This is a genomic window from Chryseobacterium sp. SIMBA_029, from assembly GCF_046535275.1.
Taxonomy (GTDB): Bacteria; Bacteroidota; Bacteroidia; order Flavobacteriales; family Weeksellaceae; genus Chryseobacterium.
In genome coordinates this window covers 1-16,258 of the sequence record NZ_JAWRXA010000012.1, presented here as the reverse complement: position 1 = coordinate 16,258, position 16,258 = coordinate 1, and the positions used below count along the sequence as shown (strand labels likewise).

Below are 16,258 nucleotides of genomic sequence, written 5' to 3'. Positions count from 1 at the left end.
TATTTTGTTGAATTTATTTCTTAATTAATTTCATTTTTTCTGCAATCTTTCTTGCATTATCATCCGCATTTTCAAGATGGGAAATAATGTTTTGAAAGTCATTCTCTTTTCTGTTTTGAGAAAGTTTTTGCTTAATAAATATTTCAGTCGGAATTATTTTTAACCCGAAAGCTCCCTTCATCTCCTTTTCTACAAATTCCTTTCCCATGTCTTTCACCATCATAGGGCACTGCTGAAAATTCTCATACTTTGATGTTAACTTTTCAAGATGGCTGTAAAGCTCATCATGATTCATCAGTTCCACTGTTCCGTAGATTTGTACAGCTTCATAGTTCCAGGTGGAAACATTGATATGATCATACCAGCTGCTTGAAATATAGGTATGGGCTCCCAGGAAATCACAGAGAACTTCATCCCCATTTTGTAACGCTTTCGCTTGCGGATTCGCCCGGGAAATATGACTTTCTAGGTAAATTTCTTCCGGATTATCTTCATTGAGCATCATCATCGCATGGGTAGCTCTGATTTTCCCCACCGATGAGATGAGTAATGCAAATGAATTTTCACTGATGATCTCTTTCATCAGTTGATAATCTTCGCTTCTGTATATTTTTGGGACGAACATATAATTTTAAAATAACTCTCCTGGGGTTTTGGGTCTTGTAATATTCAAATGTTGATAGGCCTTATCCGTTACTTCTCTTCCTCTGGGAGTACGGATGATAAATCCTTCCTGAATAAGGAAGGGTTCGTAGACTTCTTCTAGTGTTTCAGGATTTTCAGCGATAGAAGTTGCCAAAGCAGAAATTCCTACCGGTTTTCCTTTAAAGTTTTCAATCATAACACGCATGATTTTATTATCCATTTCATCCAGACCGAATTCATCTACATTCAGAGAGTCCAGTGCATATTTGGTGATGTTGATTTCAATTTCTCCGTTTCCTTTGATCTCTGCAAAATCACGTACCCTTCTTAAAAGAGCATTGGCAATTCTGGGAGTTCCACGGCTTCTTCTTGCAATTTCAATAGCAGCATCCTCATAGATCTTTACCCCTAATACTCTTGAACTCCTTTGGATAATAGTCGAGATTAGCTCTACGGAATAATATTCAAGCCTGCTCTGAATACCAAATCTGGCGAGCATAGGCTTGGTAAGCATACCACTTCGCGTAGTTGCTCCCACTAAAGTAAAAGGATTCAGTCCGATCTGAACACTTCTTGCATTGGGACCGCTTTCCAGCATAATATCAATCTTATAATCTTCCATCGCAGAATATAAATATTCTTCTACAACAGGAGAAAGACGATGGATCTCATCAATAAAAAGAACATCGTTTTCTTCAAGATTGGTTAAAAGACCGGCTAAACTGCCGGGTTTATCTAAAACAGGTCCGGAAGTTACCTTGCAGCCTACGCCAAGTTCATTAGCGATTATATTGGCTAAAGTAGTTTTACCCAGCCCTGGCGGGCCGTGCAGCAATACATGATCCAGAGCTCCGCCACGTCTTTTTGCAGCCGTAACGAATACTTCAAGATTTTCTAACGTTTTTCTTTGTCCAGCAAAATCTTTAAAGCTTTGCGGACGAATTTGTTCCTCCTGCATGAGCTCCTCGTGCGAGTAGTTTTCCCTATCTGGATGTAAAAAATCAGGCATTAATTCATTTCATTTACCTCAAAGATAGGAAATTTAGACTTAGGTTGAGGTAGAGGTGGAAAAAAGGTGAAGACTTCATCTTAACCTCATGAAAAGCTTGAGATAAAAGATATTTTTGAGTATTTTTGACAGAGAAAATCTAAGCTGAATACGCTTTAGGCATAAATCTTACGACTACCACATGAAATTAATAGGACCATTCAAGCAAATTGTAACACTTGCGAACCTTCCGTTAAGAGGAAAATTATCTGATGAACAACTTGAAATCATCACAGATGGCGGAATTTTAATTGAAAATGATACCATCCGAAAAGTAGGTAATTTTATTGCATTACAATCTGAAAATCCAGGCCTGGAAATTGAGACCATAGAAGGTGAGCAGATTGTTCTTCCGGCTTTTGTAGACTCCCATACCCATATTTGCTTTGGCGGAAACAGAGCCAATGATTTTGCCATGAGAAATGCCGGAAAAACATATCTGGAAATTGCTGAGAGCGGAGGTGGAATATGGAGTTCCGTACAGCATACGAGAAGTGCGTCGGAAGAAGAATTATTATCAACACTCTTAGAAAGAATAGATTTCCTGATCTCCCTGGGAATTACTACTATAGAAGTGAAAAGCGGCTATGGACTGGACGTGGAAAATGAGCTTAAAATGCTCAGAATAATAAAAAAAGCACAGGAAAAAACGAAAGCGACGTTAGTTCCTACTTGTCTTTCTGCCCATTTGAAACCCAGAGATTTTGAAGGAAGTAATCAGGAATATTTAGAGTATATCATCACGGAAATTTTACCCAAAGTGAAAGAAGAGAACCTTGCCGGGCGTGTAGATATTTTTATTGAAAAATCTGCATTTCAGCCTGAAGAAAGTAAAGATTTCCTTCTTAAAACTAAAGCCTTAGGTTTTGAAATTACGGTTCATGCAGACCAATTTACCCCGGGAAGTTCAAGGATTGCGGTTGAGGTTGGTGCCCAATCTGCAGACCATTTAGAAGCAACGATTGATGAGGATATAGAATTTCTTGCCCAATCCAACACTGTAGCAACAGCATTGCCGGGAGCAAGTTTGGGATTAGGTGAAAAATTTACACCGGCTCGAAAATTATTGGATGCAGGAGCCATTCTTGCCATAGCCAGCGACTGGAATCCAGGTTCCGCACCGATGGGTAATCTGATAACCCAGGCTTCTATTTTAGCAACCTTTCAAAAATTATCAACTGCAGAAGTGATAGCTGGAATCACTTTTCGTTCGGCATATGCTCTGGGATTAACAGATAGAGGGAGGTTAGAAAACGGATTAAAAGCAGATTTTGTAACGTTCAAAACAGATAACTTTCAGAATGTACTCTACAACCAGGGAAGCCTGAATGCTGAAAATGTGTATATTGATGGAAATAAAGTGTAAACTCAATTTGAATAACAGGAATTCAATAGAAAGAGATCCTCCTTCGTTGGAATGACCATACAATAGGCTTTATTAAAAATCCCCCATTTCTTATTTTTGAGAAATGAGGGATTTAAAAGTTAGTCTAAAAAATTATTAATACTTCTGATATTTTTTATGATTCTTTCTTCGCTGTCTTTTGGAGCCGGTCTGCCAAATGCTGTAAAGAAAGAACCTAAAGGATCATCCATTTTTTCCTTTCTTTTCTTATAAAATTTTTCATACGTGGTATCAATACCAAATGGAAGCTTTCCAATAGGTTTTTTAATTTTTTTTAAACCCATTAATGTAAAATGAAAGTAATCTTTGGAATCATATGCTTCTAAAACCAGACCTGGCAGTCCTTTAAAAGTATATGGCCCTTCCTGAATTGGAATTTGATCAGTATACCAAACTGTAATAAGCTTATTTCCATATTTACTTATTGCTTTCCTGCAATGATATCCCTGTATAATCTTTGTGTCATTTTCAATTTTCCATGCAATTTTATCAGGAGCTGCAAAATGATAATGCTCTTTCGAAATTTCATCATAAATTGTTAGCTTTCCTTTTTCGTAAAATACTTCCGGTTTAAATTTTGCAGCCGGAACTGAAGAAGTATTGATTTCAATTTGCCCGTTAACGGGATTTGACACACTTTTTTCAACTGAAATCAAAGTCAAAGAATCTGCAATTTGTTTCTGATCACTTTTAAAGAGTGATATATGAGTACCAATTAAAAGCGAAGCATTTTCTTTTCTCAGAGTATTTATATTTGCTGTATCGATCAAAAAAGTGATCAAGTATTTGCATTCAATCTTAGAACTATCTATTTCCTGAGAAAAAAATTGAAGTGGTAAAAAAAATATTAATAAGAAATACTTATAGAATAATCTCATTGTTTAAAAAATTAATATGAACAGCTTGCCTTACCAGATTTATATTTAAAGTTCAAATATAAATAATTTCAGCACGGTGAAATTATTTTAAACTCATTATCTTTACCATTAGAAAATGGATAATTTTACCATCATGAAGCCGGAGAAAAAGTATATAACCTAAGAGAAGAAATCACGCTGCACAACATAGAAAGTGAGGATTCTGAAAATAGATTTACGCTCATTTTTAATAAAGGTTTTGAGTATTCTTGTAACAACCTATATTTTCCCTCTTTTATATCAAGCATGATAAAAAAAATCTTATTATTTTAACTGCTTTTCCAATCAATGAAATGTCGTTTTATTATCCAAACAATATTAATTAGCTTTACTGGACATAACCCCAATTGAATTATAAAGAATGATTTCACAAAATATTTGGCAAGGCAGACTGGATGGAGAGGAACTTCTTTTCCACAGAATATTTCAACGAGTAAAAGAAGAAAACCATTACGATACTATTTCAACGAATGATTACGTTTTACATGGTTTTGCCATTGATGAAGGCGTGAGAAGGAATAAAGGTAGATTAGGAGCTAAAGATGCACCGGATGTGATCCGAAAAAACATGTCTAATTTCCCCGTGATCCTTCCTGATTTTTCATTACTGGATTTTGGAAATCTGACGTGTGAAGACGGCGATTTGGAAACTGCACAGAACAATCTCGCAAAGAACGTGTCAAAAGTTCTTTTAAAAGGCGGAAAATCAATCGTACTGGGTGGCGGACATGAAGTCACCTATGCCCATTATTTAGGAATCAGAACGGCATTTCCTGAGCAGAAAATAGGGATTATTAATATTGATGCCCATTTTGATAACAGACAGCCTGAAAATGGGGTAGGAGCAAGCTCCGGAACAGGATTCTGGCAGATTGCACAGGAGGGGGAGATCAACTCCCTTCACATTGGAATCCAGAGAAACTCCAATACACTTAAATTATTTGATACTGCCCATCAGCTTGGGATGAAGTATATTTTGGCAGACGAGTTATTTTTTGAAAACCTTCCATCGATCTATCAGCGAATCAATGATCTTTTGGAGACAGTAGATTTTGCCTATGTGACGATTTGTATGGATGTATTTAATGCGTCCATTGCCCCGGGAGTTTCGGCTTCGGCTTATAATGGGATTTTTGCAGATCCTACTTTCATGCATTTTTACAGACATATTTTGAAAAGTGAAAAGATTGTTGCATTGGATGTGGCAGAAGTAAATCCTTCACTGGATATTCAGGAGAGAACAGCCCGATTGGCCGCATGTCTTGTGAATGAATGGTTTATGGTCTGATCAAAAAAAGTGGATCCTTTCGATAGAGAAAATCATTATTTTATATAGCAGTAAGGAACAAAATTTGTTGCCTTCAAGATGCTTTGTAAAAAGCATTCATAAATTCATTATTTTGAATTTAAAACAGAAATTATATTATGGAACAATTAATTGAAGATAAACTTATTAAAGCAGATAAGGCTTTTTCAGTTTGGAAGAAAGTACCGTTTGAGGAAAGACAAAAACTGATTGCAAAGGCAGCGGAGATTTTCAAAACTCATTCTGAAAAGTTTGGTAAGATTATTACAACAGAGATGAATAAGCCGGTCTCCCAATCTATTGCTGAGGTAGAAAAGAGTGCTTTAATGATGAATTATTATGCGGATGCTGAAAATGTCCTGAAACCTGAAAAGGTGGATTCCGAATATCGTTACTCTGAAATACATTATGAGCCGAAAGGAGTTATTTTGGGAGTAATGCCTTGGAATTTTCCTTTCTGGCAGGTATTAAGATTTGCTACACCCGCCATTTTATCTGGAAATACAGTTGTTTTGAAGCATGCTTCAATTTGTTTCGGAAGTGGAAATGTAATTGAACAGGTTTTGCTGGAAGCGGGTTTTCCGGAAGGGGTTTTCCAAAATCTTGAAGTAGGACATAAAGAAGTAAAAGAAATTCTTGAACATAAAACGATTAAAGGAGTAAGCCTTACAGGAAGTGAAAAAGCCGGTGCTGAGGTAGCTTCTATTGCAGGACAGAATATTAAAAAATCTCTTCTTGAATTAGGAGGAAGTGATGCTTTCATCGTTCTGGATGATGCTGATCTTGATAAGGCGGCAAAAGAAGGAGCAAAAGCAAGGCTTCAAAACTGTGGACAGACTTGTGTTGCGGCAAAAAGATTTATCATTGATGAAAAAGTAGAAGATGAGTTTCTTCCGAAGTTCATTGAAGAATATAAAAAATACATTCCTGCAGATCCGATGGAGAAAGAAACACTGATCGGGGGAATGGCAAGACCGGATCTGGCTGATGATCTGGAAAATCAATTTAAAAAAGCATTAGAAAACGGGGCGGAAATTATTATTCCGCTTGAAAGAATTTCTGATATTGAATTTAATCCAGGATTGATCAGAGTGCAGGAAGGAAATCCTATTCTTCAGGAAGAACTGTTTGGACCTCTTGGAATGGTAATGATCGCTAAAAATGATGAAGAAGCATTGCAGATGGCGAACGATATTCCTTTTGGACTGTCTAACTCTGTTTGGACTGCAACCAAAGAACGCCAACTATTTTTTATTGAGAACCTGGAATCCGGAACGGTGAATATCAACAGAATGACCAGTTCTGATCCGCGTTTTCCTTTTGGTGGTACTAAGTCTTCCGGGTATGGAACCGAGCTGTCACTACATGCTTTAAAAGAGTTTGTGATTACGAAGACAATTGTGGGAAATTAATCTTCTTTGTACAATTGTATTATGTACAATGTAAAAAGTAGAATGTATTAATGATTTTTAATCTTATATATTAAAAACTCCTGGAAATAGCTATTTCCGGGAGTTTTTGTATGATTGCAAAAAAGCAAATTTGCTTATTGTATTAAACTGTTGTCAATCTCAATGTATTTGTTTTTCCTCCTTCATACGATGGAGTAGCATTGATGTTGATTACAAAATCTCCGCTTTCAATATACCCATGATTATGTGTCAGCATGTTTACCTGGATAATGGTTTCATCCGTAGGTTTTTTCATGTCGTAGTAATACGCGCGAACTCCCCAAAGAAGGTTCAACATCGTAATTACTCTTTTATTACCACTATACACAATAATATGAGAATTAGGTCTGTGTGCAGAAAGCTGGAACGCTGTATATCCGGAATGCGTTAATGTAACAATTGCCGAAACGTTGGTTGTTTTTGCAATTCTTACCGCTGCAAGACATACTCTGTTCGTAATGAATCTCTCATCGATACAGTTGTAGTCTTTTTCCATTGGCTCGTTCTTATGTTGATAAAAACTGGTTTTTTCAATATTCTGAACAATTTTAGCCATATTTTCAACCACCTGAACCGGATATCTTCCTACAGAAGTTTCTCCTGAAAGCATTACGGCGTCCGCTCCGTCCAATACAGAGTTGGCAACGTCATTTACTTCCGCTCTTGTTGGTGTTAAGCTATTGATCATCGTTTCCATCATTTGAGTGGCGATAATCACCGGCTTGGAATAGAATCTTGCTTTTTCAACCAGATTTTTCTGAATAGCAGGAACTTCTTCCATTGGAACTTCTACTCCTAAATCTCCACGGGCAACCATTAAACCGTCACATTCCAATAGAATTTCGTCGATGTTTTTAACCCCTTCAGGTTTTTCAATCTTAGCGATGATCGGCGTTTTGAATTTACCGTTTGGATGTTTTTTGATCAGTTCTTTAAGATCAATAATATCCTGAGCATGACGAACGAATGACAAAGCGATCCAGTCAACTTCCATGTCAAGCATGAAATTAGCATCCTGAATATCCTTTTCCGTTAATGCAGGAAGAGATACGTTTGTATTAGGAAGGTTTACTCCTTTTTTAGAACTCAAAGGTCCCCCTTGAATTGTTTTAGCTTTTACAGTATCAATTTTGTTGGTCTCAATAACCTCAAGCATTAGCTTTCCGTCATCAATAAGGATTTTTTCCCCAACGTTTACATCCTGTGGAAACTGTTGGTACGTCATGTATACTTTGGTAGAATCTCCTTCGATTTTTTCATTCGTAAAAGTAAGAATGTCGCCAGGATTCAGGTAAGAACCTTCCTTTACCACACCTACTCTTAATTTTGGACCCTGTAAATCTCCCAGGATGCTTACAGAATATCCATGTTCCTTATTAAGGTCTCTGATGAGATCAATATTTGATCGAACTAAGTCGTAATCTGCATGTGAAAAATTTATTCTAAAAACGTCAACACCTGCTTTCATTAATCCTAACATTACTTCTCTTGATGATGAAGCCGGGCCTAGCGTTGCGATAATTTTTGTCTTCTTTAAATACTTATTCATAATACTGGATAATTTGATAAAGTTCCTCATCAGAACTTAGTGTATAATCTTGAATTGGAAAAACAAGATTTTCAGGGAGCAAAATTACGGAAAAATCAGGAAACTGTTCCGAACTATGCAGAATATATTCTACATCTACCTGATTATTTAATAAAAATTTAATGTTTTCTTCTCCTGTGAAGAGTTCGGTTTGTAATTTTTTTTGATTACTTTCCGAGCATCTGTTTGAGATGAAAGTAAAACAGGTCTTTGTAGACTTGTGATACGCTTCGTACCTTGGAAAAGAATATTCAAAATAAGCTCCATGAAAGATCAGATCTTTCTTTCTTGAAAACTTGAGGTCATTATTTTGATTGATGGTATAAAAAAACTCATGAGCGGGTATATTTTTTGCTAATCTTACCAATCCTATGGCAATATCTTCAAATTCTATATCGTCTAAATCATAAAGCTTTTGAATTTCCAAGTATATTTTCTTTTTTGTTTAAAATATAAAATGCTCTTTGTGCAGCTTTTTCTTCTGCTTTTTTCTTGGATGTTTCTGTAGCATTGGCGATTTTTTCCTGTCCCAGCCAAACGTGGCAGCGGAATACGATCGCTTTATTTACCTGAATCTCCTCACAAGTCTCGTACTTTATACTTACTTTTTTCTTCTGGCTCCATTCGAGCAGAAGACCTTTGTAACTTACAATTTTGTTTTCAAGCTTGTTCATCTCAGTAGGCGTTAATAGTCTTTCCAGAATGAGTTTTTTACAAAATTCATAGTGGAAGTCCAAATAAATGGCACCAATTAAGGCCTCAAATAAATTTCCGGAGATATTTTCTCCTAAGGCTACAGAACCCTGCTTCAGCAAAAGATCAGTAAGCTTTAAGTCTTCTCCTAATTTATTAAGATTTTTCCTATTAACAATTTTAGATTTCATTTGTGTCAGATATCCTTCATTGGCTTTTGGATAAGCCTGGAATAAATGACAAGAAATAATTGTACCCAAAACAGAATCCCCTAAAAATTCAAGTCTTTCGTAGTTACTGTCTTGATTTTTAGAAGAACTTTTCAAAGAAAAAGCTTCACGGTAAAGAGCAACGTTTTGTACCTCGGTACCTAACATCTTGCTGAGCTGGGTACTAAGGAAATAGTCTCTTTCCGTTAATTTTCTTTTTCTTTTTTTGAGAAGGAATTTAGAAAAGTATTTCTGTAACTCCATTCAGTAAATTTAGATTTTCGTAAATAGAACGCAGGCATTGTGCCCACCAAATCCAAAAGTATTACTCATGGCTACTTTTACGTCTTTCTTTACAGCTTTGTTGAATGTAAAATTCAGTCTGCTGTCAATGTTTTCATCATCAGTAAAATGGTTGATGGTAGGAGGAACAATACCATGAATAATCGTTCCTAATACAGCAATAGCTTCAATCACTCCTGCTGCACCCAAAAGGTGGCCTGTCATTGATTTTGTAGAATTGATCTGAATGTCGTAAGCGTGCTCGCCCAGTAATTTCGAAATTGCGCTGGATTCTGCAACATCTCCTAATGGAGTAGAGGTACCATGCATATTGATATGGTCTACTTCATCAGCAGTTAAGCCGGCATCTTCCAAACAGTTTTTCATTACCAGATAAGCTCCTAGTCCTTCCGGATGAGGTGCTGTCATATGATGTGCATCTGCACTCATACCACCGCCCGTTAATTCTGCATAAATTGTTGCACCACGTTTTACTGCGTGTTCGTATTCTTCAAGAATAATGGATCCAGCACCTTCTCCTAATACAAATCCATCTCTGTCTTTGTCAAAAGGTCTTGAAGCTGTTGTAGGATCATCATTTCGTGTAGAAAGTGCCATCATCGCATTGAATCCGCCGACGCCACTTGCTGTAACGGCTGCTTCAGAGCCACCGCATACAATAACGTCTGCTTTTCCTAGCTGGATAAGCATTTTAGAGTCGATTAGAGCATTGGCAGAAGATGCACAAGCAGATACGGTTGTATAATTGGGTCCATGGAAGCCATACTCAATAGAGATGTGGCCTGGTGTAATGTCCGCAATCATTTTAGGAATAAAGAATGGATTAAACCTAGGTATATCTGTTTTTGCCCATCCCAGGACTTCTGTTTCAAAAGTCTCTAAGCCTCCGATTCCGGAACCCCAAATTACGCCGACTCTGTTTTTATCTACATTGTCTTCCATAATTCTGGAGTGTGCTACTGCTTCTCTAGCGGCAACAAGTCCCAACTGGGTATTTCGGTCCATTTTTTTAGCTTCTTTCTTATCGAAATGCTGTAATGGATCAAAATTTTTCACTTCGCAAGCGAACCTTGTTTTAAAGTTTGTGGCATCAAAAAGAGTAATCGGAGCTGCACCGCTCTCACCTTTAACAAGATTTTCCCAGTATTCTTTTGCATTATTTCCAATCGGTGTTATTGCTCCAAAACCGGTTACAACTACTCTTTTTAATTCCATAAACTTTTAAAATTTTCTTTTTTGTTGAAGAATATTATTTATTTACTACTTCTTCGATATAAGCAATAGCGTGCCCTACAGTAGTAATTTTTTCAGCTTGGTCATCAGGAATCTGAATATTAAATTCTTTTTCGAATTCCATGATTAACTCAACTGTATCTAGTGAATCTGCTCCCAAATCGTTAGTGAAGCTAGCTTCAGGAGTTACTTCTGTTTCTTCAACGTCAAGCTTATCAGCGATGATAGCTTTTACTCTTGATGCAATGTCTGACATAGTAAATTATTTTTTTAATTGTTAGATGGTGCAAATATATAAAATTCTTTACGATAAAACATTTTTTTAGTCTTTTTTGTGGGTAGACTGTTCTTATTTTATAGTGGAAAGATTTAGTCTTTTAGTTTTCAGGGGTTTATATTGAAGACTAATTGTATGCTATGAATTCAATTATGGAGTACAGGAGATTGTTTTTACTGAAAGATCTTGGTCTTTGCAGAGGATTATATTATAATGAGGGTGGAATTGCAAAGATTTTAAGATAGGAATAAGAATAATTAGGCTGTTTTAAAATGCATAATAAGCTTAAGTAGAATAATGATATAGAATTTGATGATTAATAATGCTCTTTTTGAAAAAACTAGGTATTTGTTTCTTTTTAAGAATGACTTTTTTAACAAAGCAATATTGAGCTTTTTAACAAACTGAAGTAGTGTTTATATGATTGAAATTTGTATTTATAAAGTTCAAAAGAAAATGAAAAAAGTTTGGTTTATAACAGGAAGCTCAAAAGGCTTAGGAAAAAGCCTTGTAGAGGCAGTTTTATTAAAAGGTGATCATGTTGCCGCTACGGCCAGAAATCCTGAGACACTTAAAGAACTGGCAGAAAAATATCCTGAACAGTTGCTTACATTACCTCTTGATGTCCAAATAAAGGAGCAGATTCATGCTGCGGTTGAAGAAACGATGAAACACTTCGGACGTATTGATGTTTTGGTTAATAATGCGGGGTTTGGGATTACTGGTGCTGCGGAGGCATTTACGAATGAGCAGGTAAGAAGCCAGCTTGAAGTAAATCTATATGCTCCGATTGAAGTTACCAGAGCTGTATTGCCTTATATGCGTCAACACCGGTCAGGAAATATTTTACAGATCAGTTCTATAGGCGGAAGGGTAGGAAATGCAGGGCTTTCCATCTATCAGGCTGCAAAATTCGGCCTTGCAGGTTTTTCGGAATCGCTTGCTAAAGAAGTGGCTCCTTTGGGAATTAAGGTGACCTGTATTGAGCCGGGAGGATTCCGTACGGATTGGGCTGGAGCATCAATGAGTTTTGCAGATGATATTGAAGGGTATGAAAATACGGTAGGGGGAATTAAGGCTTATTTAACATCAGGAAAATTTCTTCCAATGGGAGATCCTGTAAAAGCAGCTCAGGTTATGGTTACACTGGCAGATCATCCGGAACCGCCGTTGCATCTCGTCTTAGGAAGCGAAGCGGCGGCCATTTTGAAGCAAGCAGATGAGTCAAGAAGAGAGGAATTTGAAAATTGGCTGGATGTTACTATTTCTACAGATCATGATGAAGCAGTAAACATTTTCGAATCGGAGTATGGGAAACAATATTTTACACATAAAGGAATCAAAAATTAATTTATTTGAGCTTTCTTAAGAAGGGAAGACCATTACAGGTTATCATACCCCTATTATTAGTGCATTCTGGTATATAATTTTTAACTGCTATTTTTATATAATCATTTACATTTGTATTGTATGAAACCTATACAACAAAACCTGGGTAATATTGTGTATTCCTGCTATGCTGAGCTCAGCAGACGGGGAGAGCATTTTGTTTCTGATCATGTGCTGAGCTATCAGGTTTCCGGTAATCTGATATTGAGTGACGGTGTTAATGAATATGCATCTGTCGGAGGTTCTATCCGTTTTTTGCGACGCAATCAACTGTTGAAGTTCACCAAACAGCCTCCTGAAAACGGGGAATTTCAGTCGCTGTCTATTTTCCTCGATCAACAGGTCTTAAAAGATTTTAGTCTGGAATATAGCCTGGATACAGAAAAGAAAACGAATGACAAGCGACTGCTTTTTCTCGAAGAAGATCTTCAGCTGAAAAGTTATATGGATTCTCTTCTGGCATACCAGTTGGCTGGAAAACTTATGGATCCTCGTCTTGCAGCATTAAAAATAAAGGAAGCTGTCATTTTACTGCTTCAGGATTATCCTGAAATGAAAAATATCTTATTTGATTTCAATGAGCCGGGAAAGATGGATATTGAAGCCTTCATGAATAAAAATTATCACTTTAATGTCAACCTGGATCGCTTTGCTTATCTTACAGGAAGGAGCCTGGCTACTTTTAAGAGGGATTTTGAAAAGATCTTCGGGCTTACTCCCGGGAAGTGGCTTCTACAGAAAAGGCTTCGGGAGGCTCATTATTTATTGGGAAAAGGAAAGATGGCTTCTGATATCTATACAGATCTCGGTTTTGAAGATCTTTCCCATTTTTCGTTTACTTTTAAGAAACTGTATGGCATTCCGCCAAGTAAAGTAGTACATTAATAGAGTTAATATGGCCATATATAAGCCTTCAGAGATTGTCTGAGGGCTTTTTTGTGTTTTTATTTGTCAATGTTTTAGATCATTCATTGCATTAAAAATATACTTTAACTGGAAATTTTGCATTTCCAACCGACAAAACGGGTACTTCATCGAAAAGAATTTAATTTCTCTTCCGGGCTGTCTACTTTTGACATATCAAATTTAAACAGACATGCAAAAGACAAGTATAATAGCAGCATCATTTTTCTTAGCCTTCACTACATTGAGTGCTCAGAATACGATCAATGGAAAGGTTACCGATGCTACAGGACAGTCTATTCCTTTTGCTTTAGTTAAGATATATTCTTCAGAAAATAAAACAACTGTCATTTCTGAAAAGATAACTGATGAGAATGGAGCTTTTAACACTCAGGTTCCTAATAATGGAAGTTATAATGTACTTACCTCAGCATCCGGATATTCTGATTCTTCTAAGAGCTTTGCTTTTAATACGGTCTCTACAAGTATAGGGATCTCTATAGAAAGGGAAAAAGTTTCAGGAATTAAGGAAGTGGTTCTGGTAGCCAATAAAAAGAAGACTTTTGAAAGAAAAATAGACCGCTTTGTTTTTAATACTGAAAATTCTATTGCTTCGAAAGGGGTAGACGGACTGGATGTTCTGGCAGCGACTCCTATGGTAAAGGCTGATGATGAAGGGAATATAGAAATAGTAGGTAAGAGTGCGGTTTCTATCATGATCAACGACAGACCGGTGAATCTTTCAGGAAAGGACCTTGTATCTTATTTAAAAACAATTCGCTCAGAAAATATCGAACGGATTGAGGTGATCACTACACCGCCGGCTAAGTATGAAGCACAGGGAAACAGCGGAATCATTAATATCGTGTTGAAACAGAATTCGAGTATGGGATTCAGCGGGAATATTTCCACAAGCTTCCAGAGAAAGTCCAGAAACGGGTATTCCAACAACGGATCGCTTAATTATCAGTCTAAAAAGATCAATACTTCGTTAAGGGTTTCGCAATTTGACAATGAAAAGAAATCTGATGAGAATTTATCTATTTATTCAGGGAATATCCTGAAGACTGAAAATACGAGATTAGACAAAAATAAGGGCTACAATATTAATTATAGTATTGATTATAAGATCAATGATAAAACATCGGTAGGTGCGATCTATAATTTTTCGGACACGAATGGGAATAATGATTCCAGGAACTTTTCGAGATATTATCAGGGAAATGTACTTGACTCAACGGTGGTTTCCAATACGTATAATGCCAACAAGATAAAGAATAACCAGCTGAATGTATATTTTGAAAGAAAACTGGACAGTCTTGGAAAGAAATTATATGTAGGGGGAAATCTTTTTGACAGCAGAAATACGAATCCTTTTTCTCTGGCTTCCGAATCTGACGTGAACAGCATTAATTATCAGCTTAATTCAAAGTATAAGTATAAAATATATTCCGGGCAGGTTGATTTTTATCTTCCATTCAAATCATTTGTAGGGGAAGTGGGAGGAAAGTATACGCGTTTTAATACGGATACGGGACTGGATTTCTTTGTGACAAATACAGGTGTTCCGGTGTATGACAGCAACAGAAGTAATTCTTTTCTCTATCATGAAGACAACTGGGCTTCCTATGTAGCACTTTCTAAGGCTTTCAATGAAAAATGGGAGGGAAAAGCGGGCCTCAGATATGAATATACGATGGTGAACGGAGTGGCAGGAAATGGAGCAGAGGTAGATAATAAGTATGGAAAATGGTTCCCGAGCCTGTATCTTACGTATAAACCGAACAATAAAAATATTTTTACGGTAAGTTATTCTAAGCGTATTACGCGTCCTGATGCCAGATCGCTGAATCCGACCACCATTTACCTGGATCCTTATGCCTATGCGACGGGGAATCCTTACCTGAAACCGTCATTCAGTAATAATTTTGAGCTGGGATATGTCTTCAACAGTAAGTTATCTGTTACGGGATATTATCAGTTCAGTAAAGATAATTTTGGACAGATCGTAGAGCTGCAGGGCGCCAACAGAGCGATCAAATACCTGAATAACTATGATGAAAACAGCATAGGGATCAATGCGACCTATTCTAATACATTTCTTAAGAGATGGGATCTGTATGCATCGGTGAATTATGCTTATGTGGAGTCTAAAGGACTGATCAATCAGGTGGAAGGACTGAGTTCCAACTCACTGTACTATTCTATCAACAATACGATTCATCTGAATTCTAATAAGACGTTTTCTTTCTTGTTGAACTTCTGGAATTTTCTGCCTCATACGAAAGGAAACTTCAAGTTTGAGAATGTGTACAACTTATCATCAGGGCTGAGAATGTCGCTGTTTGAAAAGAAACTACAGGTGAATATGACGATCCAGGATATTTTCAAAGGGATGAAATTCAGAGGAAAAGCGTACTACACAGATTATTATACGTATTCCAACAATTATTATGATGCTAGAACTTTCAACCTTAGTGTGACCTATCAGTTTGGAAACAGCAAAGTGAAAGGAAATAACAAGCAGATTAAACTGGAAGAGGCTGACAGAGCCAATTAAAAGATTCTAAAACCCCAATTCAACTGAAAATTTATTTACCATGAACCCCATTTTAAAAGGAGCACACAACCAGTTTTTTAATGTGAATACTGTTAACTGGACTCCAACAAAACCAGAATTACCAGAACAAAACATTGAATATTAACCATAAATAAAAACAACATGACTCAAATCGAAAAACCAAGAGACAACGACTTCTTCGACATTAACATCTATTGTCCACAGCAGCCAACCACGTCAACCTCCGCTTTATAATTAACCTTAAAAATCAAATTATTATGACTCAAATTGAAAAACCAAGAGACAACGACTTCTTCGACATTAACATCTA

At 36.7% G+C, this 16,258-nt stretch carries 14 protein-coding genes; 6 read left to right on the top strand and 8 right to left on the bottom strand.

Annotation, left to right across the window (positions count from 1 at the left end):
- Positions 1–13: 13 nt before the first annotated feature.
- On the bottom strand, positions 14–625 hold the full coding sequence (locus SB679_RS19675; RefSeq protein ID WP_410704030.1) for an FMN-binding negative transcriptional regulator: 612 nt from the start codon (positions 623–625) through the stop codon (positions 14–16).
- Positions 626–631: 6 nt separating this feature from the next.
- The gene (ruvB, locus tag SB679_RS19670) at positions 632–1,654 is read right to left on the bottom strand and encodes a Holliday junction branch migration DNA helicase RuvB (RefSeq protein ID WP_410704029.1); all 1,023 of its coding nucleotides are present in this window, start codon (positions 1,652–1,654) and stop codon (positions 632–634) included.
- 181 nt (positions 1,655–1,835) lie between these two features.
- On the opposite strand from ruvB, the gene hutI reads away from it, so the two are divergent.
- Positions 1,836–3,059 carry an imidazolonepropionase gene (hutI, locus tag SB679_RS19665; RefSeq protein ID WP_410704028.1) on the top strand — a complete coding sequence of 408 codons (1,224 nt, stop codon included), beginning with the start codon at positions 1,836–1,838 and terminating at the stop codon, positions 3,057–3,059.
- A 119-nt stretch (positions 3,060–3,178) separates the two neighbouring features.
- Here hutI and SB679_RS19660 read toward each other — a convergent pair whose 3' ends face one another.
- A complete protein-coding gene (locus SB679_RS19660; protein WP_410704027.1) occupies positions 3,179–3,976 on the bottom strand; it encodes a GLPGLI family protein in 798 nt (265 codons plus the stop codon).
- Positions 3,977–4,376: 400 nt separating this feature from the next.
- On the opposite strand from SB679_RS19660, the gene hutG reads away from it, so the two are divergent.
- Together hutG and SB679_RS19650 are read left to right on the top strand one after the other, a co-directional pair.
- A complete protein-coding gene (gene hutG / locus SB679_RS19655) occupies positions 4,377–5,303 on the top strand; it encodes a formimidoylglutamase (RefSeq protein WP_410704026.1) in 927 nt (308 codons plus the stop codon).
- Between the two features lie 137 nt (positions 5,304–5,440).
- Complete coding sequence (locus SB679_RS19650) at positions 5,441–6,733, top strand: aldehyde dehydrogenase family protein (RefSeq protein WP_410704025.1); 1,293 nt, start codon at positions 5,441–5,443, stop codon at positions 6,731–6,733.
- 142 nt (positions 6,734–6,875) lie between these two features.
- Here SB679_RS19650 and pyk read toward each other — a convergent pair whose 3' ends face one another.
- The 5 genes from pyk to SB679_RS19625 are packed head-to-tail and all read right to left on the bottom strand — an operon-like array spanning position 6,876 to position 11,054.
- A complete protein-coding gene (gene pyk, locus SB679_RS19645) occupies positions 6,876–8,321 on the bottom strand; it encodes a pyruvate kinase (RefSeq protein ID WP_034714394.1) in 1,446 nt (481 codons plus the stop codon).
- Positions 8,314–8,787 (bottom strand): IPExxxVDY family protein, encoded by a 474-nt coding sequence (locus tag SB679_RS19640; RefSeq protein ID WP_034714363.1) that lies wholly within the window; start codon positions 8,785–8,787, stop codon positions 8,314–8,316. The genes pyk and SB679_RS19640 overlap by 8 nt, the downstream gene beginning before the upstream one ends.
- Positions 8,765–9,526: a ribonuclease III gene (gene rnc, locus SB679_RS19635; protein ID WP_410704024.1), complete on the bottom strand. Its 762-nt coding sequence runs from the start codon at positions 9,524–9,526 to the stop codon at positions 8,765–8,767. Before rnc ends, SB679_RS19640 begins: the two co-directional genes overlap by 23 nt.
- Positions 9,527–9,535: 9 nt before the next feature.
- Positions 9,536–10,780, bottom strand: coding sequence for a beta-ketoacyl-ACP synthase II (gene fabF, locus SB679_RS19630; protein WP_034714367.1), 1,245 nt, complete (start codon positions 10,778–10,780; stop codon positions 9,536–9,538).
- Positions 10,781–10,814: 34 nt separating this feature from the next.
- Entirely contained in the window at positions 10,815–11,054 is a 240-nt protein-coding gene (locus SB679_RS19625) for an acyl carrier protein (protein ID WP_002976354.1), read from the bottom strand.
- A gap of 477 nt (positions 11,055–11,531) precedes the next feature.
- Between SB679_RS19625 and SB679_RS19620 the strand changes: the two genes are divergently transcribed.
- The 3 genes from SB679_RS19620 to SB679_RS19610 all read left to right on the top strand — a co-directional run bounded on the left by SB679_RS19620 (position 11,532) and on the right by SB679_RS19610 (position 15,927).
- Positions 11,532–12,425: an oxidoreductase gene (locus SB679_RS19620; protein ID WP_410704023.1), complete on the top strand. Its 894-nt coding sequence runs from the start codon at positions 11,532–11,534 to the stop codon at positions 12,423–12,425.
- A 120-nt stretch (positions 12,426–12,545) separates the two neighbouring features.
- Positions 12,546–13,349 carry a helix-turn-helix domain-containing protein gene (locus tag SB679_RS19615; protein WP_410704022.1) on the top strand — a complete coding sequence of 268 codons (804 nt, stop codon included), beginning with the start codon at positions 12,546–12,548 and terminating at the stop codon, positions 13,347–13,349.
- Between the two features lie 211 nt (positions 13,350–13,560).
- Positions 13,561–15,927, top strand: coding sequence for a TonB-dependent receptor domain-containing protein (locus SB679_RS19610; protein WP_410704021.1), 2,367 nt, complete (start codon positions 13,561–13,563; stop codon positions 15,925–15,927).
- Positions 15,928–16,258 lie beyond the last annotated feature (331 nt).